This is a genomic window from Mesorhizobium sp. M0938 (assembly GCF_040319125.1).
Classification (GTDB): domain Bacteria; phylum Pseudomonadota; class Alphaproteobacteria; order Rhizobiales; family Rhizobiaceae; genus Mesorhizobium; species Mesorhizobium robiniae.
In genome coordinates, this window is record NZ_JAMYNS010000005.1 from 65,040 (window position 1) to 84,025 (window position 18,986).

Below are 18,986 nucleotides of genomic sequence, written 5' to 3' on the forward strand. Positions count from 1 at the left end.
GCGAAAGGCCCTCGCAATGTCCTACAAATCAATCATCGTGAACCTCGCCATCGATGCGGCTCCCGCACCCATTGTGCGGGTGGGGATCGAACTTGCCGAACGATTTGGAGCCCATCTTGTTGGCTTGGCGGCAGCGAATGTTCCGCCTCTGGTCGCGACAGGCGACGGCATGGTCTACGAAGGCGAGATCATGCAGATCCAGCGCTCGGAGATCGAAAAGCGGCTTGCCGAGTTGCGCACCGAATTCGAAAGGATGGTCCCTGCCTCGATCTCGAGCGAATGGGGACAAGCCATCTGCAGCCCGACGCGCTTCCTCAGCGTCTCCGCCCGGGCGGCCGATCTCATCATTACCAGCGGCGAGAGCGAAGAAAATGTCTTTCGCGCGGTGGACATCGGCAGCCTGGCACTCGGCACTGGCCGGCCAGTACTCGTCGCGGCAGACAATATCGAACACGTCATGGCAAAAACCGTGCTGATCGCCTGGAAGGACACCAGGGAGGCGCGACGGGCGCTGGCCGATGCATTGCCCTTCTTAGCCAAGGCCAGCGAAGTCGTCATCGCCACAATCGATAGCGATCGCGACGATAGCGTCCGCGACAGCCTCGCCGATGTCGCCGTCTTTCTTGAACACCACGGCATCATGGCGCGCACCGAACTGATCCGCGGCGAGGCTGACGGTGATCGTCTGTTGACATTCGCGCGCTCGATCCATGCCGACCTGATTGTCTCCGGTGCATATGGCCACAGCCGCCTGCGCGAATGGGCGTTCGGCGGCGTCACGCGTACGCTGATCGAGGAGGGCAGCATCAGCCGCTTCATGTCGTATTGACCGCCGGTCAATCGGAATTTCGAGTCCGCCAATAGGCGTTCACGTCCGATCCATGGTCCCCGGGCCGATTGACCGAGATCAATGCAGCGGTCGGCAGCACGGCAATAACCTGCCGGGAAACGGGAGTGAAACGACATGAGTTTTCTCGACTACCTCATTTCAGTTGACGCCAGGACCGCCTTGATGGGCCGCATGATGCAGAAGCTCGGCGTCGACAAACAATTGAAGGTCGTTTCGGACCATGTTGCCGTCACCAATCGGGCGGTGGACCGCTGCCGCTCCTGCGGGCACCAGGATGAATGCTCGACTTGGCTCGACGAACACCAGCAAGCCGATGATCCGCCAAGCTATTGCCGCAACCGCGACCTGATCGCACGGCTACAGCACGCGGCCGGCCAACGATAAAGCGTCGTGCGGCCATGCTACTGTTCGCGTAACCAGGACTGCGTGCCGCAGCTTCGCCGATGTCCTGGGCGGTCATCGCTCGCGCAATGTTTCGCATCTGCTGGCTGATGTCGTTCCGGCGCATACACGATGCCTGTTCTTGCGCAGGGAGATCGCGCGGATCTGCGGATATTAGTAGCGTTGGCCAATAAAGATATATTGACAATGTTTCTTTAAGGTGCGATTCCGACCCATATCGACGAACGCTTCCCTTTGAAAGCAAATGCATCGATCGTCATCGTGGACGCGACTCCACTCGGCGCGTTGCGGAGCTGTTTGAGTGTGGGCCTCATCTTGAGGTCTTTGGGCCTTCGAAAAACAAGAGCGCGCACATGACTGCGAATGGTCGGAGCAAGAGAACGATCATCATCGGTGGTGCCGCGTTGCCGGACATGCTTGACGAGGCCATGATCCGTCTTGTGGTTCACGGCTTTTATGATGAAATTCGCCGCGACGATCTTCTCGGCCCCATCTTTCATGACGCTATCCAGCCTGAGGCGTGGCCGCGCCACCTGGCTAAGATGTGCGACTTCTGGTCCGCTACACTGCTCCGGACGTCCCGTTATGAAGGCCGGCCATTACCGCCGCACCTGGCGATCTCCGGCCTTGGAGTGGCGCATTTCCGGCGTTGGCTAAAGCTTTTTCGCGCAACGGTGTACCGCATTTGCCCACCCGAGATTGCGGCGCTGTTTATGGATCGCGCACTGCGCATAGCTCACAGCTTCCGTCTCGCGGTCGCCTTCAGCCGTGGCGAGACTACGATGGGCATAGAACCGATCGCCGAGAGAGACCTGTGATGCCAGGTTCGTGGTGTTTACGGGAGGTAGATCCGTGCGGCTGACTAATTTTTCGGATTATGCCTTGAGGATGTTGATGTATGCGGCCTCTGCCGGTGATCGCCTGATCACGATCGAGGAGGTGGCACGCACGTTCAACGTATCCAAAACGCACCTGAACAAGGTTGCCAACACCCTGACGCGCGGCGGTTACTTGAAGGCGGTCCGCGGTCGCTCCGGTGGCCTTGCCCTCGGGCGGAGCCCCGAGATGATCCGGATCGGCGACGTGGTACGTTTGACCGAGCCAGATTTCGCGCTTGTGGAATGCTTCGCGACCGGAAATCAGTGCGTGCTCACCGGCTGCTGCAAACTTTCAGGCATGTTCGGCGATGCGATGGCCTCCTTCCAGAATACCCTTGACCTTTACACGCTGGCCGACATCGCTCTGATGCCCAAGGACTTTGTCGGCGGGCTGCCTGCATCCGAGGCTTCGGCGTATCGATAAGCGTGGGTAAAGCCCCGAGCTACAATTTAACCGCAACGCGGCGCGATTCGCGTCTGCCGGCCCGTGGAGACAAACATGACTGATCCAAACAAGAACGACACGCCGACGGTCAAGCAATTCGAGTCGGGCGTCGACCTGAACAATACGCTTCTTCCCATGCTGATCGGCGGGCTTCTTCTGATCGTCGTCGGTGCAGTCTTGGTCATGACGTTTGTCTAGTTTTTCCTAGCCACACGGCAATGCTTCAGGTTGCGAAAGCGCAACGAAGGCGGCGTCGGCGGGAGCTATGAAGATGCTTCGCAATCGCGGAGACGTCATCGTGAAGGAGCGCAGTTCGATCGATCCCGACATGGTCGTCGACGAGATTATGAGGAAATGGCCGGCAACGGTGGCTGTTGTGCTGAGATACAGGATGCTCTGCGTCGGCTGCCCGATAGGCACCTTCCATACCGTGACTGAGGCATGCGATGAGCATCAGATCAACGAGACCGACTTCCTAGCCGATCTGGAATCGGCTGTTCGAGCGAGCGGGTGACAGTCAGCCCTTGGTCCGGTTCTCTGAGAGGACCACAAGCCGGTGCGCGTCTTTGACCGTGACCTTCTGGCGCCCGCTCACGATTATCCCGTTTTCTTCCCATTTGGTGAGCAGTCGGCTGACGGTGTGCAGTGTCGTCCCCGTCATTTCGGCGATGTCCTGCCTCGAGATAGGAAAATCGATTTCGATGCCGCTTTCGGTCTTTCGGCCCGTCTGATTTGCCAATCGCAGCAGCGCGTGAGCAACGCGCTGTTCGACCTGTTCAGTGGACATCTCCACAACGCGCGTCTGGGTTTCTTGCAGCCTGTTTCCGACGGTCCGGTACGTGGTTGCCCCAAACGTCGGGAACCGACGCGCCAGTTCGGGCCATAACCCATTTGGCCAAGCCAGCACGACACAGTCCACCGCCGCTACGGCGCTGGCGGGATAGGTCGTTCGGCCGAGCGCCGCGGCGACGCCAAAAATTTCGCCTTCGCTGATGTATCTGGCAATAACCTGCTGCCCGTCCGGTGTGGTGCGGACGACGCGTATATGCCCGGCGATCAGCACGAAGAACGAATGGGCGTCGGTGTCCTGCTCGAAAATCCAGGAGTCCTTGGCATAGCGGGACGATCGAGCGCTTCGCAGTATCTCGCTCTGCTCTTCGGGCGCCATCCCCTGGAAAAGTGGCAGCCGCGATATCAGTGATCGGTCCAGCGCAGCCAAGCAGAATCCTCGTCGGTCGTGTGGCAGACCTTTCTTACCCCGAGTTTGCGCCAGCGCAAATTCTGCCGCGGCGGATCAGGCTAAATGACATGGAACGGCCAATGCCGCGAAGACGAAACAAAGGACAAATCGATGAAACTCTCCATTCTGGCTGCCACAATCTCCATCCTCGCACTCGCCGGCGGCGCAAACGCGGAAGAGCACGTGGTGCAGATGCTCAACAAGGGCGAGAAAGGCGCGATGGTCTTCCAGCCGGCCTTCGTCCAGGCTGCACCCGGTGACACCGTCAAGTTCGTGCCGACCGATAAGACCCACGACGCCCAGTCGATCAAGGGCATGATTCCGGATAGCGCAGAGCCGTTCAAGGGAAAAATGAACGAGGAAATCACCGTTACGCTCACCCAGGAGGGGGTCTACGGTGTCAAATGCGCGCCTCATTACGGCATGGGCATGGTCGCGCTGATCGCGGTCGGCAAGCCAGTCAACCTCGATGCGGCCACGGCGGTCAAGCATAGCGGGAAAGCAAAGAAGGTGTTCGCGGGTCTGCTCAGCCAGGTTCCGGCCAACTGATCAAACACCGATACAGCTATGCCTGCCCGCTGCGAGGCAGGTTGGGGTCGGACGGACCGAGGGGCGGCGGTTCATCCGGCCCCTTTTCATCTGGAGACAAATCATGGGAATTCCACGCCTGCGGGCCTACTCCGGACCTGCGTTTCTTTCCTACGGATTCAGGCCCTTCTTTCTTCTCGGCGCGCTCCATGCGGGGCTCTCCGTCATGCTATGGCTGCCGATGTATACGGGCGAACTCGATGCTCACAGTGCGCTCGCTCCGGTCGACTGGCATGTGCATGAGATGCTGTTCGGCTATCTGCCGGCGATCGTTACCGGGTTCCTGCTGACCGCCATCCCGAACTGGACCGGCAGGCTGCCCGTGCAAGGTCCACCATTGCTGGCACTCGTTGTCCTGTGGATTGCCGGGCGCGCCGCCGTCTTCTTCTCGGCGGATATCGGTTGGCAAGCAGCCGCTGTGATCGACGTGGCTTTTCTGCTTGCGGTCAGCGCGGCGGCGGCTCGCGAAATCGTCGCGGGACGGAACTGGCGCAATCTCAAAGTGTTGCTGCCGCTGGCCGTTCTGGCCTGCGCCAATGGCGCGTTCCACGTCGAGGCGCACTTTCAAGGTACGTCAGACATCAGCCGCAGGCTCGGCATCGCCGCGGCGATCATCCTTATATCGCTCATCGGCGGGCGCATCATTCCGAGCTTCACGCGCAACTGGCTCGTCCGCGAAAACCCGGGCAGGCTTCCAGCACCCTTCGACCGATTTGACATGGCATCGATAGCCATCTCAGTCGCCGCGCTGGGTGCATGGACGGTCATCCCGGACAGCAGCACCTCAGGACTGCTCATGGCGGCCGCCGCAACCTGCCAGGCGTGGCGTTTGTCGCGCTGGGCGGGCGCGCGCACCATGCGCGATCCACTCGTGCTTGTGCTCCATGCCGCATACGCCTTTGTGCCGGTCGGTCTTGCCCTGGTCTCGGCGTCGATCCTCTTTCCCAACGCCGTGCCTGCTGCGGCGGGGTTCCACGCCCTTGGCGCCGGCGCGATCGGCTCGATGACACTCGCCGTGATGACCCGCGCAACGCTCGGGCACACTGGGCGAGAGCTCAAGGCAGGAAAAGGAACGTCGTTTGTCTTCGCGGCCATCCTCGTGGCGGGATCATTGAGAACCCTGGGTGCCTTCGTCCCTGATGACGGTGTGATCCATCTGGCCGGCGCCGCATGGGTGGCTGCATTTGCCGGTTTCATCCTGGTCTACGGAACCGCATTGATTGGGCCAAAGGCGCGGTGAATCGGGCGGCAGGCCCGCGACGGTGGGACCGAACCTGTGGAACTGCCTCCATTCGTCAGATGTCGAGGTACCCGAGGATCAGCTTTCTCCACCCCGGTCGGTCCCGCACCAGTCTGAATCCCAGATTGTCGGGAGGCGTTCCGACGGCACAGCCCCCGCTTTTGCCGTCGCTGACGAAGTTCGACATGTAGGTCCTGTGAAATCCTTCAACGACATGGACGCCGCAATTGTCGAGGGAACTCGCAATCCCAGTTCCATCCGCCGCCAGTGTTGCGCGGACGTAGCATGTCGATGTCCACTCCCAGACGTTGCCGGAAAGATCGGCGAGATCACGGGAGTTCGCGCCAAAGGAGCCTCGGCTCCTAGGCAAGGGGTCCGGGCTGCGATCGAGTTGGGCCTCGGCCCTGTAGCGGTCAAGCCAACGTTTGGCGGGGTTGTTGGCGTCGGCTTGTAGCTCCTCAAATCCGCCTCTGAAACGCTCTGCTGCCGCAAAGGCCCATTCCTCGTCTGTAGGCAGCCGCCAGTAATCGCCGGTCGCTTGAGAATACCATCGGGCATAGGCGCTGGCGTCGAGATAACTCACTCCGGTCACTGGCGCATTGGACGGGATCTCACGTGTCTCCTGTGGCGACTTGCAGGCACCGGCCTTTACGCAGTCCGCATAGTCGGCCACGCTGACCTGATAGGTCATGATTTCGATGGGCTTGTTGAACCGTCGCCTCACGCGGGGATTGGGTTGCGGTTGTTCGCCCCGCAGGAACTCGCCCGGCAGGGAATAGGTGATCGAACCGGGAGGCAAGGTGACCGTGATGGTGACAGGGTGGGATTGTCGATGTCCGCTCCAGCCGATGGCGAGTTGGGACAAGCCCATCGGAACCGTTGCGGCCGCGATGGCGATCGAGGCAACCTTCAGGATGGAAAGCGGCATGGCTTTTGTCCGGACCCGGACAGCGTCGCTGTCCGGGTAATTGCGGTGTCGTCAGTTCGTGACGATGGCCTTAGGCGCCTCGACCTGCGTCATCAGGTCGTCATTCCACTCGCCCTCGACCGTGAAATGGGCGGTCGCTCCGAGTTCCACAGCCTCGATCAGATTGTGGTTGACGTAGGCGTAGACGCCCGGCTGCAGGAAAGTGTAGAGCGCCGCACCCGCCGATCCGCCGCGAATGAACCAGGTTTCCAGATCCTTCGCCGGCGTGTTGGCGAATTTGCCCTCTTCCCAGACGTAGTCACCGTGACCGCCAATCAGGTGCGGGCGCGTATCGCGGTTGGCTTGCGAATGGACGATCAATACCGTTTCGCCGACTTTCGCTTTCATCGCATTGTCGCCGGTCAGTGAACCGGCCTTGCCGTTGAACACCACATGTGTCGGGATCAGTCCGCGCATGACTTTCATCATGTCGTCGTAACCGTCGCCGGCCGTTTCATAGCTCTTGAAATTGCCGTTCTCGTCACGCGGGATATAGAAGTCGTTTTCGCCGATATAGAAGATGCTGTCGTATTTGACCGGCTTGCCCTCGTCGTTCTTCAGGCCATCTCGCGGCAGGACCATGATCGCGCCGCTCATGCCTGAAACAACATGCCACGGGATCATCGAGCCGCCGGGCGCGCAGTGATAAACGAATGTTCCCGAGCGGGTAGCCTTGAAACGCAGGGTCACCTGCTCGCCGGGATTGACCAGCGTGAGCTCGCCGCCGCCCAGCGCTCCGGTTGCGGCATGGAAATCGATATTGTGAGCGAGCGTATTGGTATCCGGATTGATGAGCGTCAATTCGACATAGTCGTCCTGGTGAACGACCATCAGCGGGCCGGGAACCGAGCCGTTATAGGTCATGGCATTGAGCGTCGTGCCGTCTGCGTCGATGACAACAGCCTTTTCTTCGATCGTCATGGTGAATTCGACGATCTTCGGGTCACCCTTGGCGACCTGATCGTGTGGATGGACGAACGGCGGCGCCACGAGCTTGATCTTCTCGCGGGCTAGCGCCCCGATGTCTGCCGGGGCGAACGTTGCGGAAAATGCCGGCATCGCCGCCACGGCGGCAGCGCCGATGGCTGCTCCGAAGAGGGCTTCGCGTCGCGTGATCATGTCAGTCTCCTGTCTATCATCCGTTGTGGATGAGTAGAATCTACCTGACCAGACGCAGTGTTTCTTTGCGTTGGCGCAAATTGAAGAGTTAAATCTTGGCGAGAGAAGGACTGGGTACGGAAATCTTGCGCGTTGTTCGAGTTTTTTGGGTAATGTTCGAGCCAGACACATGCAGTGGCGAAGTTTTCCGTACTAGCGCCGCTATCCGCACTTGGCTCCCGATCCGTTGTCTAGCTTATCGTCCCGATCGATCAGGATCCGCTCGGCAGCTCCGTCGAGATCCTCGTACTGACCGCTCCTCAAGGCCCACAGGAAGCCGAACAGACCCAACGCGCCGAGAAAAAGAGCTACGGGTATGAGATAGACCAGCGTCGTCATGAGGATCGTGCCAATGCGCCGGCAGGGGGACGTTTGCCGTGCGTAGGAGCCGTCTCCGGTGGGCTCGCGGCATGGGCTTGCAGCCTCAGCGCATTGCCAATGACAAGCAGTGAGGAAGCAGACATCGCGATTGCCGCGATCAGCGGCGTGACGTGCCCCAGGATGGCGATCGGCACGGCGATGGTGTTGTAGACGATCGCGATGGCGATGTTTTGCCGGATCAGTCGTCCGGCCTTGCGCGAGATGTCGAGGGCAAGGGGGACTGCCGAAAGGCTTTCGCGAAGGAAGACGAAATCCGCTGCTTTTCGGCCGACATCGGCCGCCGTGGCTGGAGCCATCGAGACATGTGCCGCGCTCAGCGCAGGGATGTCGTTGAGGCCGTCGCCAACCATCAGCACCGTGTAACCGTCCTTCGCCAACGTTTCGATATACTCGACCTTGCCCGAAGGAAGCAGTGCCGGAACAAAATTACGGATGCCCAGCGTCGCTGCGACTTCGCCACAGGCAGCTGCGGTATCGCCCGACAGCATTTCCACGGAAACCTGTGCGGCATCCAATTGCTCGATGGCCGCTTGGGCGTCCGCACGCAGCGCGTCCTCGAAGACGAAGGATGCGACAATGATCCCATCTTTGGTCAGAACCGTTCCCCCAGGCCTGCCTTCGCCGCCAGTTCGGGCCTTCCATCCAGCCCAACCGCGCCGGCCCAGCCGCCATGTGCTGCCCGCGGCGATGGCTTCGATGCCGAATCCGGGGTGCTCGCTGACGGCCTCGAGCTTTGGCTGGCCGGCGAGACCTGCGAAGTTGGCAATGGCCTTTGAAAGCGGGTGACGGGAATGCGCGGCAATATCGGCTGCAATTGCAAGCATGGTCGGGTCGATCGACGACGCGTTGACCAGCCGGGGCTCACCGAGTGTGAGCGTACCGGTCTTGTCGAACACCGCGGTGTCGATCTGGGCCAGGCGCTCCATGGCAGAACCGTCCTTGACCATCACGCCGTTTTCGAACAGGCGTCGCGCGGCGACCACCTGGACGATGGGCACGGCGAGGCCGAGCGCACAGGGGCAGGTGATGATGAGGACGGCAATGGCGATCGTCATTGCCCGGTGCCAGTCGCCGGTGGCCACCATCCAGCCGAGGAACGTCACCAAGGCGGTCAGATGGACCACCGGAGCATAGAGCGCTGACACGCGGTCGGCGATACGGCGATATTGTGCGCGACCGCCCTCGGCGGCTTCCATCAGACGGACCATTTCCGCCAGGAAGGAGTCTTTTGCGGCGGCTGTCGCCTCGATGGTCAGCGAGCCAGTGAGATTGAGCGTGCCCGCCTGCACGATTTCCCCCGCGGCTGCGTTCCTCGGAGTGCTCTCGCCGGAAACCAGTGAACAGTCGAGGTCCGAAGAGCCTCGAATGATCTTGCCGTCGACGGGAATCCTTTCGCCGGCGGTGATCAGCAGCTGCAAGCCGGGTTCGATCTCCTCAACCGGCAGGTAGTCGCGCGAACCATCCTCGCGCAGCACCATGGCGCCCCGCGCCGCCAGCCGAGACAGGCCGTTCACCGCGGTCCGGGCACGCTCGCGCATCACGTGATCCAGCGTGCGGCCGATCAAAAGGAAGAACAACAGCGACACCGACGCGTCGAAATAGGCGTGATTGCCATGGTTGATGGTCTCGTACAGGCTCATCGCGTAGGCGAGCGAAACGCCAACCGCAATCGGCACGTCCATGTTCATGCGACCGTGACGCAACGCATTCCATGCCGAGCGGAAATAGATGCCGCCGGCGAAGGCGAGCGCCGGGATGGCGATCAGCGCCGAGACCCAATGGAACAGATCACGCGTCGCGCCTTCAGCGCCTGACCAGACCGAAACCGAAAGCAGCATGATGTTGCCTGCGGCAAAGCCCGCGACCGCGACGGCCCGGATCAGTTCCGAAAGCGTCTTGTCCTTCTCGCCGACCTGCGGGTCGAACAGATGCGCCGCGTAGCCCAGCCGTCCAAGAGCGGCGGCGAATGGCGGAACCTCATCCCCACGCCACCGGATCGATACCCGTTTCGTCGACAGGTTGACCCGAACGCTCTCGACGCGAGCGACCTTTCCGAGCGCCGTCTCGATCGCCTGGATGCAGGCCGCGCAGTGAACCGTCGGCACCGACAGATCGGTCTGGCGAAGGTCATCGCCAAGCCAGCGGCTTGCCAATCTGATCTCCTGACTCGATGGCAAGCTGGATGTCGCTCCGCCCAGATCCAGCGCCATTTCAGCGCCCGGCGCACAGCAGCTCATTGCAGCGCTCCCTGAGAAATCATGATCCGGCGAACGTCGCGATAAGGCTCTGCCAGACCGGCATCGGTGTCGACTTCGACGATCCAGACGCCATCCCTTGGCGTGTGTCGCGCGGCAAACTCCTGGCCCGAGGCAACGGCAAGAGTGACGGCTTTGTCCGCGCCCTCGTAGGCGGGATGACGAAACAGCACCTTGACACTACGCAAGGGAACCGGCTCGCCGGCGGCATCGCTGAGACTGTAGCGGACTTCGCCCCAAGCGATCGTCAATTTGCCGGTCCAGCCGAGCGCCGCCTGTGCGCGCCCTTCCTCTGCCTTTCGGTTGAATTGCTGGCTGGCCACATAGGAGTTTTCGACGACGAGGCCGGTCCAGCTCGTGCTGGCGAGCGTTGCCATGGTCAGATTCACACCAACGATCACGCCGAAAAAACTGAGTATGATGAGCAACATATGCCTGCCGGTGAATTCGCGGGTTTTTTGCGTATGGGCGCTCATCTGACGATCTCCGGGGCGTTGAAGGTGGCGGTGTATTCGTCCGTTTCGAAACTCGCCTTGTCCTCGACGCGGAATTTGAATGTTTGTGTCGCGCTTCCGACCTGGTCCACCGGCTGGCGCACGAAAACCTTCAGCATCTTCAGGCGGTCGGGTTCGACCGCGACGGCGAAGGACCGGTCTGCGGGAAGGTCGATACCAACGACGCTCATTTCGGCTCCCCGCAGGCCCTGCATCGTGACAACGATCGTCCTTGGCTCGGGGATCATATTGAGCAGCTTGACGGTGTAGCCGTTGCGGATCGAACCGTCGGACAGCGTGACGAATTGCGGATTGCGGTCGTGCAGAACGTTGACCTCGAGCCGGTCGCGCGTCAGCAGCGAATAGAGCAGCGCGATGCCGACCGCCGACCATGCACCCATGTAGATGAAGGTGCGCGGCCGAAAGATCTTGCGGATATGGAAATGGGCTAACCTGTCAGAGAAAGCGCCGCCGTCGGTCCGGACGAGCGACGGGTTCACCGAGCAAGAGCCGCCTGCTGTCGCCACCGCCATGTTGGCGTTGTAATCGGACAGCGTCGCATAGGAGATCAGACCGCGCTCCTTGCCGAGTTTGTCCATGACGCCGTCGCAGGCATCGATGCACAGCGCGCAAGTAATGCACTCGAGCTGCTGGCCGTCGCGAATATCGATCCCCATCGGGCAGACGGCGACACAGGCATTGCAATCGACGCAGTCGCCGACCGGCTGCCCCGCGGCCTGGACCTTCTTGGCGTGCCGCGAACGAGGTTCGCCGCGCCAGTCATTGTAGGTCACCGTGAGCGAATTCTCGTCGAGCATGGCCGCCTGGATGCGCGGCCATGGGCACATATAGGTGCAGACCTGCTCGCGCATCAGCCCGCCGAATGTGTAGGTGGTCGCCGTCAGCACGGCGATGGTGATGTAGGCGGCGGGCGCAGCGGTGCCAGCGAAGACCTCGCCAATCAGCGTTGGCGCGTCGGCGAAATAGAAGATCCAGGCGCCGCCGGTCGCTGCCGCTATGGCCAGCCAGATCGCGTGTTTCGATACACGCAGCACAAGCTTGCGCGCGGTCCACGGTCCGGCGTCGAGTTTCATGCGGGCATTGCGATCTCCCTCGATCGCGCGCTCCACAACCAGAAACAGATCGATCCATACGGTCTGCGGACAGGTATAGCCGCACCAGGCTCTGCCAACTGTGGATGTGATCAGGAAAAGGCCGATGCCGGCCATGACGAGAAGGCCGGCGACATAGAAGAATTCCTGCGGCCAAATCTCGATGAAGAAGAAATAGAAGCGGCGGTTGGCAAGATCGATCAGCACGGCCTGATCGGGGGCAAACGGGCCTCGATCCCAGCGCAGCCAGGGCGTCAGGTAATAGATGCCCAGCGTGATCGCCATCACCAGCCACTTGAAGCTACGAAAGCTGCCCGAGGCGCGCTTGGGAAAGATCTTCTTGCGCGGTGCATACAGCGGCTGGCGGACCTTGGCGGAGTTGACCGCCTCGGCTTCGAGCCGTTCTACCTGCGTATTATCCAGCACGAGCATCTCCAGTCGCGCAGCTTATGACTTCGGCGCGCGCAGTCGGACGTGGTCTTCGGCCGGTGCGCGAAATGCCGCGTTGAACAAGCCTTGCCGCATGGTGGCCTGCTGCGCGTTGATGCAAGTCAATCGCCGGTTGCCGTAATACAGACGCGCCCCGGCGAAAGCCGGGCCTCGTCGCTTGGCTGGCGGAGGGCCGGGAATAGAACCCCCCTCTATTCCCCACCACCAAGCGAATGGATATAGACCGCAAGCTCCTTGACCTTGGTCTCGCCGAGACGCTCAATCCAGGCCGGCATAACGCCGTGCTTGGGTGCGCGGACCTGCGCGGCGATTGCCATTTCGTTCGACCCGTAGAGCCAGATCGCATCGGTCAGATCAGGGGCGCCGAGCTCTTTGTTGCCTTTTGCATTGTCGCCGTGGCAGGCCACGCAGTTTTCGGCGAAAACCTTGGCGCCCGGCTCGACCAGTTTTGCATCTTGAACCGGGCCGGACAGGCTGACGACATAGGTGCTGACCTGTGCGACCTGGTCGCCGGTGATGATCTCGCCAAAAGCCGGCATTTCCGACAGGCGTGTATCCGGGGCGGATGCGAAGCGTATGCCATGTGTGATCGTTTGCTGGATCTGCTCGGCCGTGCCGCCCCACAACCAGTCATCGTCATTGAGGTTGGGAAAGCCCTTCGACCCCTGGGCACCGGAAGCGTGGCACTGCACGCAATTGACCTTGTACGCAGCGCTGCCTGCGGCAACAGCGAATTCGCGCAACGCGTGGTCGCCGGCAATCTCCGAGACGGTTTTCGATTGTATCGCCGCGGCATATTTGGCTTTGGCGATTTCGGCCGCAGCAAGCTCGTTGTTGACGTCGTCGCGGCTCGAATAGCCAAGCACACCCTTGGTCGCCGAGGTCAGCATCGGCCATGCCGGATAGGCGATGGTGTAGCCGATCGCCCAGACGATGGTGATGTAGAACGTTATGACCCACCAGCGCGGAAGTGGGTTGTTGAGCTCCCTGATACCGTCCCACTCGTGGCCGGTGGTGGAGATGCCCGACACTTCGTCGATATGTTCATCGCTCATGATCAGTCGTCCTTCAGAGGAATGCGGGCAGCTTCATCGGCCTGCTTGCCACTCCCGGGACGGAATGCGAAGGCGACCGCTCCGACGAAGAAAAGCGCCATGGCGAGCAAGGCCCAACTGTCGGCGAACTCTCTCATCCAGTGGTAGTCCATGGTCCTTCTCCTCAGCGGTAGCCAGCGGCTTCGTCGTAGGTCTTGAAATCGACCAGCGTGCCGAGCATCTGCAGGTAAGCGACCAGAGCATCCATCTCGGTGACCTGTTGCGGGTTGCCGTCGAAATCGCCGAGCTTCGCCTTCGCGTAGCGGCCTTCCAGGTCGGATGTGTCAGCTTTGGGGTCGGCCTGCGCAAACAGGTCACCTGCGGCGTGAGCGATCATGTCATCGGAGTAGGGGACACCGACGCGCCTGTTTGCGATAAGGTGCGTCGAGAAGTCCTTCACCTCAATTGGCGTATCCTTCAGGAAGGCATAGCTCGGCATGATCGATTCCGGCACCACGGAACGTGGCTCGACAAGATGCTGAACGTGCCACTCGTTCGAGTAGCGATCTCCGACCCTGGCGAGGTCCGGCCCCGTGCGCTTCGATCCCCACTGGAACGGGTGATCGTACATCGACTCGGCCGCTAGGCTGTAGTGACCATAGCGCTCGACTTCGTCACGGAACGGCCTGATCATCTGGCTGTGGCAGAGGTAGCAGCCCTCACGCACATAGATGTTGCGCCCAGCGAGTTCGAGCGGCGAATAGGGCCGCATGCCCTCGACCTTCTCGATCGTGTTGTCGAGATAGAAGAGCGGTGCGATTTCGACGATACCACCGACCGTCACCACCAGGAGGGAACCAACGAGAAGAAGCGTGGCGTTCTTCTCGATGATCGCGTGTTTGTCCATCAAGCCCATTTTCTGGCTCCTTATTGTGCGGGCTGAAGGGCGGGGATGGAGGCCGGCATCGGCTCCTCCTCGCGTTGGTAGCCGAGGATGGTCATAGTGATGTTCCAGGTCATGATGACAGCACCGGCGAGATACATCGCGCCACCCATTGCGCGCATGACATAGTAGGGATGCATGGCGGCCACGGTCTCGGCGAACGAGTAGACCAGGAAGCCCTGCTCATCGTACTCGCGCCACATCAGGCCCTGCATGATGCCGGAAACCCACATCACCGCGGCGTAGACGACGATCCCGAGGGTCGCCAGCCAGAAGTGCCAGGTAACGAGCCGCAGAGAATAGAGCCGTTCACGGTTCCACAGCTTCGGCACCATGTAATAGATCGCGCCGAAGGAGATCATGCCTACCCAGCCGAGCGCGCCGGAATGGACATGCCCGATGGTCCAGTCGGTGTAGTGCGACAGCGAATTGACCGCCTTGATCGACATCATCGGACCTTCGAAGGTCGACATGCCGTAGAAGGCAATGGCCATCACCATCATGCGGATGATCGGATCGGTGCGCAGCTTGTCCCAGGCGCCGGACAGCGTCATCAGGCCGTTGATCATGCCTCCCCAAGAGGGCATCCAAAGCATGATCGAAAACACCATGCCGAGCGTTTGCGCCCAGTCGGGCAGGGCGGTGTAGTGCAGGTGATGCGGCCCGGCCCAGATGTAGAGAAAGATGATCGCCCAGAAGTGGATGATCGAGAGCCGGTAGGAATAGACTGGCCGGTTCGCCTGCTTGGGCACGAAATAGTACATCATGCCAAGGAAGCCGGCTGTGAGGAAGAAGCCGACGGCATTGTGGCCGTACCACCATTGCGTCAAGGCGTCCTGGACGCCGGAGAAGGCGGAGTAGCTCTTGGAGCCCAGGAGAGACGCCGGCATCGATAGATTGTTGATCAGGTGCAGCATCGCGATGGTCACGATGAAGGACAGATAGAACCAGTTGGCGACGTAGATATGCGGCTCCTTGCGCTTCAGGATGGTGCCGAGGAACAGGACGAGGTAGGCGACCCAGACGATGGTCAGCCATATGTCCACATACCATTCGGGCTCGGCATATTCGCGGCTCTCGGTGATGCCGAGCAGATAGCCGGTCGCGGCCATGACGATGAAAAGCTGATAACCCCAGAACACGACCCAGGCGAGATTGCCGCCGAACAGCCGGGCGCGGCTGGTGCGCTGCACGACATACATGGACGTGCAGATGAGCGCGTTGCCGCCGAAGGCAAAAACGACGCCGGATGTGTGCAATGGCCGCAGGCGGCCGAAGTTGAACCAGGGCTCGATGTTGAGATCCGGATAGGCAAGCTGCAGCGCGATGACCACGCCGACAAGCATGCCGACAACACCCCAGAACATGGTGGCGATGGCGCCGTAGCGGATTGGCCCATCCATGTAGGCAGAAGGATCGACTGGTGCGGCCGGTGCAAAGCTGGTGTTGCGCAAGAGGACGACGACAAAGCCAAGCAGCACGAAGAACAGCACCCACATGTGCTGACGAAACGGCTCGTCCACGCCAAAGCCGGCTGCCACCAGCGCCAGAAAAGCGAAAAGGCCCAAAGCGACGATTTCTGTGCCGAACTTCATGACATGTCCCCGACCGCGGATCCCGATGCGCGGACGCCAATCCGCAGCAACACCAGTTCCGCGGCTACGTCGTCGCCGCCTTGATCCAAATCAAAGCTGCACGGTTTTGGATTGGGCAGCGTCTATCTCGCAAACGAGTGGGAGGCGGCCATTGAAGGAAGAGAAAGAGCGGGCATCGTCGCTGTTCGAGGCACGTCGTGAGGATTCGGTGCTAGCTGGCCGATCCGGCAGAGAGGCAATCCCAAGCGCGGTGATGAAGCGCGCGCACAGGGAAAAACTGCAGCTCTGTGATGCTTTGGAGAATATCGCGGACGCTTTGCCGAACGTCGATCGACTGAAGTGCCTTGGCATAGCCAACGCAATCGTTCCGTTGTTGCGCAATATTCATCAATATGAAGAAACGATCATCTTTCCCGCCTATGAGGCCGCTACAGGAGGTAGCCATGCCAACCTTGCCTCAACCCGGCGCTTGCGCGCCGAACACGTCGAAGACGAATGCTTCGCCGGAGAGGTGACCGAAATCCTGCTGGGGATCGGCCATGGCAAGACAGTCGAGAATGCCGAAGCGGTCGGCTTCATGCTGCGTGGCTTCTTCGAGAGTATGCGCCGGCATATCGCGTTCGAACGCGAGCACGTGTTGCCCATGATTGGAATCGTCGATTGATCCTAGGCGCCGGAGCGTCGCTGCAGCCGGATCAAGCTGTCGACTGTAACATGCCGATTGTTCTCGATCCGGATCACGCCCTCTGATCGCAGCTTTGTCAGCTGGCGGCTAACCGTCTCGATCGTCAGACCGAGGAAATCGGCGATGTCGGCGCGGGTCAATGGCAGATCGAAACTCATCACCACGGCGGCCGGGTCAAGCGTGGGATCGATGTTTCTGGCGATCATGAGAAGAAAGCTCGCTACCTTTTCGGAAGCACTCTTGCGGCCCAGCGTCACCATCCACTCGCGGGCGTCATCGAGCTCGTTCAGCGTCTGCTTGAAGAGACGATGCTCTAATCCCGGCGACTCCTTCATCATCCGTTCAATGGCGGCCTTTGGGAACGAGCACAGGGAGACTGCGGTTGCGGCTTCAGCGTTGATCGCGCTTTCGACCTTGAAGGGCCTGCCCAGAAAATCGGGTGCGAACTGCAGGCCGACGATCTGCTGGCGTCCGTCCGAGAGGCTCTTCGTCAGCTTCACCACGCCGGAAAGCACGTTCGAATAGCTGTCGACGGTCTCGGCGTCACCAATCAATTCCACGCCCGGTTCAACGGTATGCTTCGACGAGGTCTTGGCGAGACCCACCAATTGTTTGGGATCGAGCGCACCGCAAACGCCATGGTGCCGCGCTTCGCATGATTGGCAAAGCACGGGAATGCCGGCGCTGTGAACATCTTGACGCACTGTCATCGTGGTCGTCCGAGGAACCAAAAGTACCGGCAGGATATAGCATCGGCCCGAGAAATCTCTTGCGGCAGTTTGTCCGCAGCGAGATATCGTTGACCGAGATCAAGGCCGCCGTTGTCCGATGTGAGCAGTATCGTGTGGTACAAATCGGAGCGGACAGCGACATGCGGCCAGATTTAATCGCCAGGCTTGGTGAGAACGTCCCGCGTTATACGAGCTACCCGACGGCGCCGCATTTCCATCCAGGCGTTGATGCCGCCGTTTGTCATGGCTGGCTGCAGGCGCTCAACGAGGGCGACGAGATCTCGCTCTATTTGCACATCCCCTATTGTGACAAGCTTTGCTGGTTCTGTGCCTGCCATACCAAGCAGACACGCCACTACGAGCCGGTGAGGGCCTATCTTCGCTCACTGCATTCCGAGATCTCTACCGTTGCCAGACTTGTTGGAGGCAAGGGCCGCGTGCGTGCCGTCCATTTCGGCGGCGGTTCGCCGACGATACTCGAACCGCAGGATATCGTGGCGCTGGCAACAGCGCTGCGCAACAGCTTTGCATTCCTCCCCGGCGCCAGGATCAGCGTCGAAATCGAACCCAACGATATGGACGAAGCCCGCCTCGACGCACTTGCCGAAATCGGCATGACGAGGGCGAGCCTCGGCGTCCAGGATTTCGATCCGAAGGTGCAGAAGGCCATCAATCGAGAGCAGACCTTCTTGCAGACGAAAGCGGTTGTTGACGGCGTTCGTTCGCGCGGTGTCGGATCAGTCAATCTCGATCTGCTCTACGGCCTGCCGCACCAGACCAGGGAGAGCGTCTCCTCCACGGTCGCGCAGGCACTGACACTGGAGCCCGACCGGATCGCGCTTTTTGGTTACGCTCATGTGCCGTGGTTCAAGAAACATCAGACAATGATCGACGAGGCCTGGCTGCCGGATGCGGGAGAACGGTTTGCCCAAGCGCAACTTGCTTCTTGCCTGATGCTCAATGCGGGATACCAAGCCATTGGCCTCGACCATTTCGCCAAACCGGGCGATGCTTTGGCGCTTGCCGCGCGTTCAGGGACGTTGCATCGGAATTTCCAGGGCTACACCGAGGATCGCAGCGAAACCTTGATCGGCCTCGGTCCGTCGTCCATCAGCCAGTTTCGCCAAGGCTACGTTCAGAACATGCCTTCGACCGCTGAATATGGCCGCATGGTCGGCAGCGGCGGGCTGGCGACCGTCAGAGGCATCGTGCTTTCCGGGGATGATCGCGTTCGCGGCTGGATCATCGAACGGCTGATGTGTGATTTCGCCTTTTCCGCGATTGACCTGGTTGAGCGCTTCGGCGAAGCCGGCCAAAACCTTCTCAGCAAGGCAAGCTCCGCTGCCCTTCTTGATCCTGCACGCATGCTTGAACTGAACGGTGACCACTTCGTCGTACCCGTGGAAAGCCGCCCCTTTGTCAGAAGCGTCGCCGCGAAGTTCGACAAATATTTCGAGACCGGCAAGGCTAGGCATTCCGTAGCGGTCTGAGCTTGGACCAGGAGCTGAAGGCTTTTGACGATAGTGCGGATGAGCCGA

22 protein-coding genes and 1 pseudogene are annotated in these 18,986 nt (G+C 60.6%); 10 read left to right on the forward strand and 13 right to left on the reverse strand.

The window, feature by feature from the left end; all coding sequences use genetic code 11:
- Nucleotides 1–16 precede the first annotated feature (16 nt).
- Together NKH73_RS10235 and NKH73_RS10240 are read left to right on the forward strand one after the other, a co-directional pair.
- Complete coding sequence (locus tag NKH73_RS10235) at nucleotides 17–829, forward strand: universal stress protein (protein WP_352930885.1); 813 nt, start codon at nucleotides 17–19, stop codon at nucleotides 827–829.
- Nucleotides 830–964: 135 nt separating this feature from the next.
- Nucleotides 965–1,234, forward strand: coding sequence for a DUF6455 family protein (locus NKH73_RS10240; protein ID WP_352930887.1), 270 nt, complete (start codon nucleotides 965–967; stop codon nucleotides 1,232–1,234).
- A 43-nt stretch (nucleotides 1,235–1,277) separates the two neighbouring features.
- On the opposite strand, the pseudogene NKH73_RS10245 reads toward NKH73_RS10240, so the two are convergent.
- Nucleotides 1,278–1,376, reverse strand: a pseudogene (locus NKH73_RS10245) (c-type cytochrome); the annotation flags it as partial.
- 229 nt (nucleotides 1,377–1,605) lie between these two features.
- Here NKH73_RS10245 and NKH73_RS10250 point away from each other — a divergent pair.
- The 4 genes from NKH73_RS10250 (at nucleotide 1,606) to NKH73_RS10265 (ending at nucleotide 3,089) form a co-directional block, all read left to right on the forward strand.
- On the forward strand, nucleotides 1,606–2,070 hold the full coding sequence (locus NKH73_RS10250) for a group III truncated hemoglobin (RefSeq protein ID WP_352930889.1): 465 nt from the start codon (nucleotides 1,606–1,608) through the stop codon (nucleotides 2,068–2,070).
- 34 nt (nucleotides 2,071–2,104) lie between these two features.
- Nucleotides 2,105–2,554, forward strand: a complete 450-nt coding sequence (locus NKH73_RS10255; RefSeq protein ID WP_352930891.1) for an RrF2 family transcriptional regulator — start codon at nucleotides 2,105–2,107, stop codon at nucleotides 2,552–2,554.
- 75 nt (nucleotides 2,555–2,629) lie between these two features.
- Entirely contained in the window at nucleotides 2,630–2,773 is a 144-nt protein-coding gene (locus NKH73_RS10260) for a hypothetical protein (protein WP_352930893.1), read from the forward strand.
- A 73-nt stretch (nucleotides 2,774–2,846) separates the two neighbouring features.
- Nucleotides 2,847–3,089: a DUF1858 domain-containing protein gene (locus NKH73_RS10265; RefSeq protein ID WP_352930895.1), complete on the forward strand. Its 243-nt coding sequence runs from the start codon at nucleotides 2,847–2,849 to the stop codon at nucleotides 3,087–3,089.
- A gap of 3 nt (nucleotides 3,090–3,092) precedes the next feature.
- Here NKH73_RS10265 and NKH73_RS10270 read toward each other — a convergent pair whose 3' ends face one another.
- On the reverse strand, nucleotides 3,093–3,794 hold the full coding sequence (locus tag NKH73_RS10270) for a Crp/Fnr family transcriptional regulator (RefSeq protein ID WP_352930897.1): 702 nt from the start codon (nucleotides 3,792–3,794) through the stop codon (nucleotides 3,093–3,095).
- A gap of 132 nt (nucleotides 3,795–3,926) precedes the next feature.
- On the opposite strand from NKH73_RS10270, the gene NKH73_RS10275 reads away from it, so the two are divergent.
- Nucleotides 3,927–4,364: a pseudoazurin gene (locus NKH73_RS10275; protein WP_352930899.1), complete on the forward strand. Its 438-nt coding sequence runs from the start codon at nucleotides 3,927–3,929 to the stop codon at nucleotides 4,362–4,364.
- 103 nt (nucleotides 4,365–4,467) lie between these two features.
- Nucleotides 4,468–5,643, forward strand: coding sequence for an NnrS family protein (locus NKH73_RS10280; RefSeq protein WP_352930901.1), 1,176 nt, complete (start codon nucleotides 4,468–4,470; stop codon nucleotides 5,641–5,643).
- A 55-nt stretch (nucleotides 5,644–5,698) separates the two neighbouring features.
- On the opposite strand, the gene NKH73_RS10285 is transcribed toward NKH73_RS10280, so the two are convergent.
- From NKH73_RS10285 to ccoN, 10 genes are all read right to left on the reverse strand, one after another.
- Nucleotides 5,699–6,571: an SUMF1/EgtB/PvdO family nonheme iron enzyme gene (locus NKH73_RS10285; protein ID WP_352930903.1), complete on the reverse strand. Its 873-nt coding sequence runs from the start codon at nucleotides 6,569–6,571 to the stop codon at nucleotides 5,699–5,701.
- Nucleotides 6,572–6,622: 51 nt separating this feature from the next.
- Entirely contained in the window at nucleotides 6,623–7,729 is a 1,107-nt protein-coding gene (nirK, locus tag NKH73_RS10290; protein ID WP_352930905.1) for a copper-containing nitrite reductase, read from the reverse strand.
- A gap of 201 nt (nucleotides 7,730–7,930) precedes the next feature.
- Nucleotides 7,931–8,107, reverse strand: a complete 177-nt coding sequence (gene ccoS, locus NKH73_RS10295; RefSeq protein ID WP_352930906.1) for a cbb3-type cytochrome oxidase assembly protein CcoS — start codon at nucleotides 8,105–8,107, stop codon at nucleotides 7,931–7,933.
- Nucleotides 8,104–10,386, reverse strand: coding sequence for a cation-translocating P-type ATPase (locus NKH73_RS10300; RefSeq protein ID WP_352930908.1), 2,283 nt, complete (start codon nucleotides 10,384–10,386; stop codon nucleotides 8,104–8,106). The genes ccoS and NKH73_RS10300 overlap by 4 nt, the downstream gene beginning before the upstream one ends.
- Nucleotides 10,383–10,880: a FixH family protein gene (locus tag NKH73_RS10305; protein ID WP_352930910.1), complete on the reverse strand. Its 498-nt coding sequence runs from the start codon at nucleotides 10,878–10,880 to the stop codon at nucleotides 10,383–10,385. The genes NKH73_RS10300 and NKH73_RS10305 overlap by 4 nt, the downstream gene beginning before the upstream one ends.
- Nucleotides 10,877–12,442 carry a cytochrome c oxidase accessory protein CcoG gene (ccoG, locus tag NKH73_RS10310; protein WP_502893889.1) on the reverse strand — a complete coding sequence of 522 codons (1,566 nt, stop codon included), beginning with the start codon at nucleotides 12,440–12,442 and terminating at the stop codon, nucleotides 10,877–10,879. Before ccoG ends, NKH73_RS10305 begins: the two co-directional genes overlap by 4 nt.
- 209 nt (nucleotides 12,443–12,651) lie before the next feature.
- Nucleotides 12,652–13,515, reverse strand: coding sequence for a cytochrome-c oxidase, cbb3-type subunit III (ccoP, locus tag NKH73_RS10315; protein ID WP_352930914.1), 864 nt, complete (start codon nucleotides 13,513–13,515; stop codon nucleotides 12,652–12,654).
- Nucleotides 13,516–13,517: 2 nt separating this feature from the next.
- Nucleotides 13,518–13,667: a cbb3-type cytochrome c oxidase subunit 3 gene (locus NKH73_RS10320; RefSeq protein WP_352930916.1), complete on the reverse strand. Its 150-nt coding sequence runs from the start codon at nucleotides 13,665–13,667 to the stop codon at nucleotides 13,518–13,520.
- Between the two features lie 11 nt (nucleotides 13,668–13,678).
- Nucleotides 13,679–14,410, reverse strand: coding sequence for a cytochrome-c oxidase, cbb3-type subunit II (gene ccoO / locus NKH73_RS10325; protein ID WP_352930918.1), 732 nt, complete (start codon nucleotides 14,408–14,410; stop codon nucleotides 13,679–13,681).
- An 11-nt stretch (nucleotides 14,411–14,421) separates the two neighbouring features.
- Nucleotides 14,422–16,032: a cytochrome-c oxidase, cbb3-type subunit I gene (gene ccoN / locus NKH73_RS10330; RefSeq protein ID WP_352930920.1), complete on the reverse strand. Its 1,611-nt coding sequence runs from the start codon at nucleotides 16,030–16,032 to the stop codon at nucleotides 14,422–14,424.
- Between the two features lie 253 nt (nucleotides 16,033–16,285).
- On the opposite strand from ccoN, the gene NKH73_RS10335 reads away from it, so the two are divergent.
- Nucleotides 16,286–16,696 (forward strand): hemerythrin domain-containing protein, encoded by a 411-nt coding sequence (locus NKH73_RS10335; protein WP_352931519.1) that lies wholly within the window; start codon nucleotides 16,286–16,288, stop codon nucleotides 16,694–16,696.
- Between the two features lie 2 nt (nucleotides 16,697–16,698).
- Here NKH73_RS10335 and NKH73_RS10340 read toward each other — a convergent pair whose 3' ends face one another.
- The gene (locus tag NKH73_RS10340; RefSeq protein ID WP_352930922.1) at nucleotides 16,699–17,427 is read right to left on the reverse strand and encodes a Crp/Fnr family transcriptional regulator; all 729 of its coding nucleotides are present in this window, start codon (nucleotides 17,425–17,427) and stop codon (nucleotides 16,699–16,701) included.
- 161 nt (nucleotides 17,428–17,588) lie between these two features.
- Between NKH73_RS10340 and hemN the strand changes: the two genes are divergently transcribed.
- Nucleotides 17,589–18,938, forward strand: coding sequence for an oxygen-independent coproporphyrinogen III oxidase (gene hemN, locus NKH73_RS10345; RefSeq protein WP_352930924.1), 1,350 nt, complete (start codon nucleotides 17,589–17,591; stop codon nucleotides 18,936–18,938).
- Nucleotides 18,939–18,986 lie beyond the last annotated feature (48 nt).

What these genes read in the sequence shown, in the direction of transcription:
- NKH73_RS10235 (WP_352930885.1), top strand. Translation starts at nt 17, where the DNA reads ATGTCCTACAAATCAATCATCGTGAACCTCGCCATCGATGCGGCTCCC.
- NKH73_RS10240 (WP_352930887.1), top strand. Translation starts at nt 965, where the DNA reads ATGAGTTTTCTCGACTACCTCATTTCAGTTGACGCCAGGACCGCCTTG.
- NKH73_RS10250 (WP_352930889.1), top strand. Translation starts at nt 1,606, where the DNA reads ATGACTGCGAATGGTCGGAGCAAGAGAACGATCATCATCGGTGGTGCC.
- NKH73_RS10260 (WP_352930893.1), top strand. Translation starts at nt 2,630, where the DNA reads ATGACTGATCCAAACAAGAACGACACGCCGACGGTCAAGCAATTCGAG.
- NKH73_RS10265 (WP_352930895.1), top strand. Translation starts at nt 2,847, where the DNA reads ATGCTTCGCAATCGCGGAGACGTCATCGTGAAGGAGCGCAGTTCGATC.
- NKH73_RS10275 (WP_352930899.1), top strand. Translation starts at nt 3,927, where the DNA reads ATGAAACTCTCCATTCTGGCTGCCACAATCTCCATCCTCGCACTCGCC.
- NKH73_RS10280 (WP_352930901.1), top strand. Translation starts at nt 4,468, where the DNA reads ATGGGAATTCCACGCCTGCGGGCCTACTCCGGACCTGCGTTTCTTTCC.
- NKH73_RS10285 (WP_352930903.1), bottom strand. Translation starts at nt 6,571, where the DNA reads ATGCCGCTTTCCATCCTGAAGGTTGCCTCGATCGCCATCGCGGCCGCA.
- nirK (WP_352930905.1), bottom strand. Translation starts at nt 7,729, where the DNA reads ATGATCACGCGACGCGAAGCCCTCTTCGGAGCAGCCATCGGCGCTGCC.
- ccoS (WP_352930906.1), bottom strand. Translation starts at nt 8,107, where the DNA reads ATGACGACGCTGGTCTATCTCATACCCGTAGCTCTTTTTCTCGGCGCG.
- NKH73_RS10300 (WP_352930908.1), bottom strand. Translation starts at nt 10,386, where the DNA reads ATGAGCTGCTGTGCGCCGGGCGCTGAAATGGCGCTGGATCTGGGCGGA.
- NKH73_RS10305 (WP_352930910.1), bottom strand. Translation starts at nt 10,880, where the DNA reads ATGAGCGCCCATACGCAAAAAACCCGCGAATTCACCGGCAGGCATATG.
- ccoG (WP_502893889.1), bottom strand. Translation starts at nt 12,442, where the DNA reads ATGCTCGTGCTGGATAATACGCAGGTAGAACGGCTCGAAGCCGAGGCG.
- ccoP (WP_352930914.1), bottom strand. Translation starts at nt 13,515, where the DNA reads ATGAGCGATGAACATATCGACGAAGTGTCGGGCATCTCCACCACCGGC.
- NKH73_RS10320 (WP_352930916.1), bottom strand. Translation starts at nt 13,667, where the DNA reads ATGGACTACCACTGGATGAGAGAGTTCGCCGACAGTTGGGCCTTGCTC.
- ccoO (WP_352930918.1), bottom strand. Translation starts at nt 14,410, where the DNA reads ATGGGCTTGATGGACAAACACGCGATCATCGAGAAGAACGCCACGCTT.
- ccoN (WP_352930920.1), bottom strand. Translation starts at nt 16,032, where the DNA reads ATGAAGTTCGGCACAGAAATCGTCGCTTTGGGCCTTTTCGCTTTTCTG.
- NKH73_RS10335 (WP_352931519.1), top strand. Translation starts at nt 16,286, where the DNA reads ATGAAGCGCGCGCACAGGGAAAAACTGCAGCTCTGTGATGCTTTGGAG.
- NKH73_RS10340 (WP_352930922.1), bottom strand. Translation starts at nt 17,427, where the DNA reads ATGACAGTGCGTCAAGATGTTCACAGCGCCGGCATTCCCGTGCTTTGC.
- hemN (WP_352930924.1), top strand. Translation starts at nt 17,589, where the DNA reads ATGCGGCCAGATTTAATCGCCAGGCTTGGTGAGAACGTCCCGCGTTAT.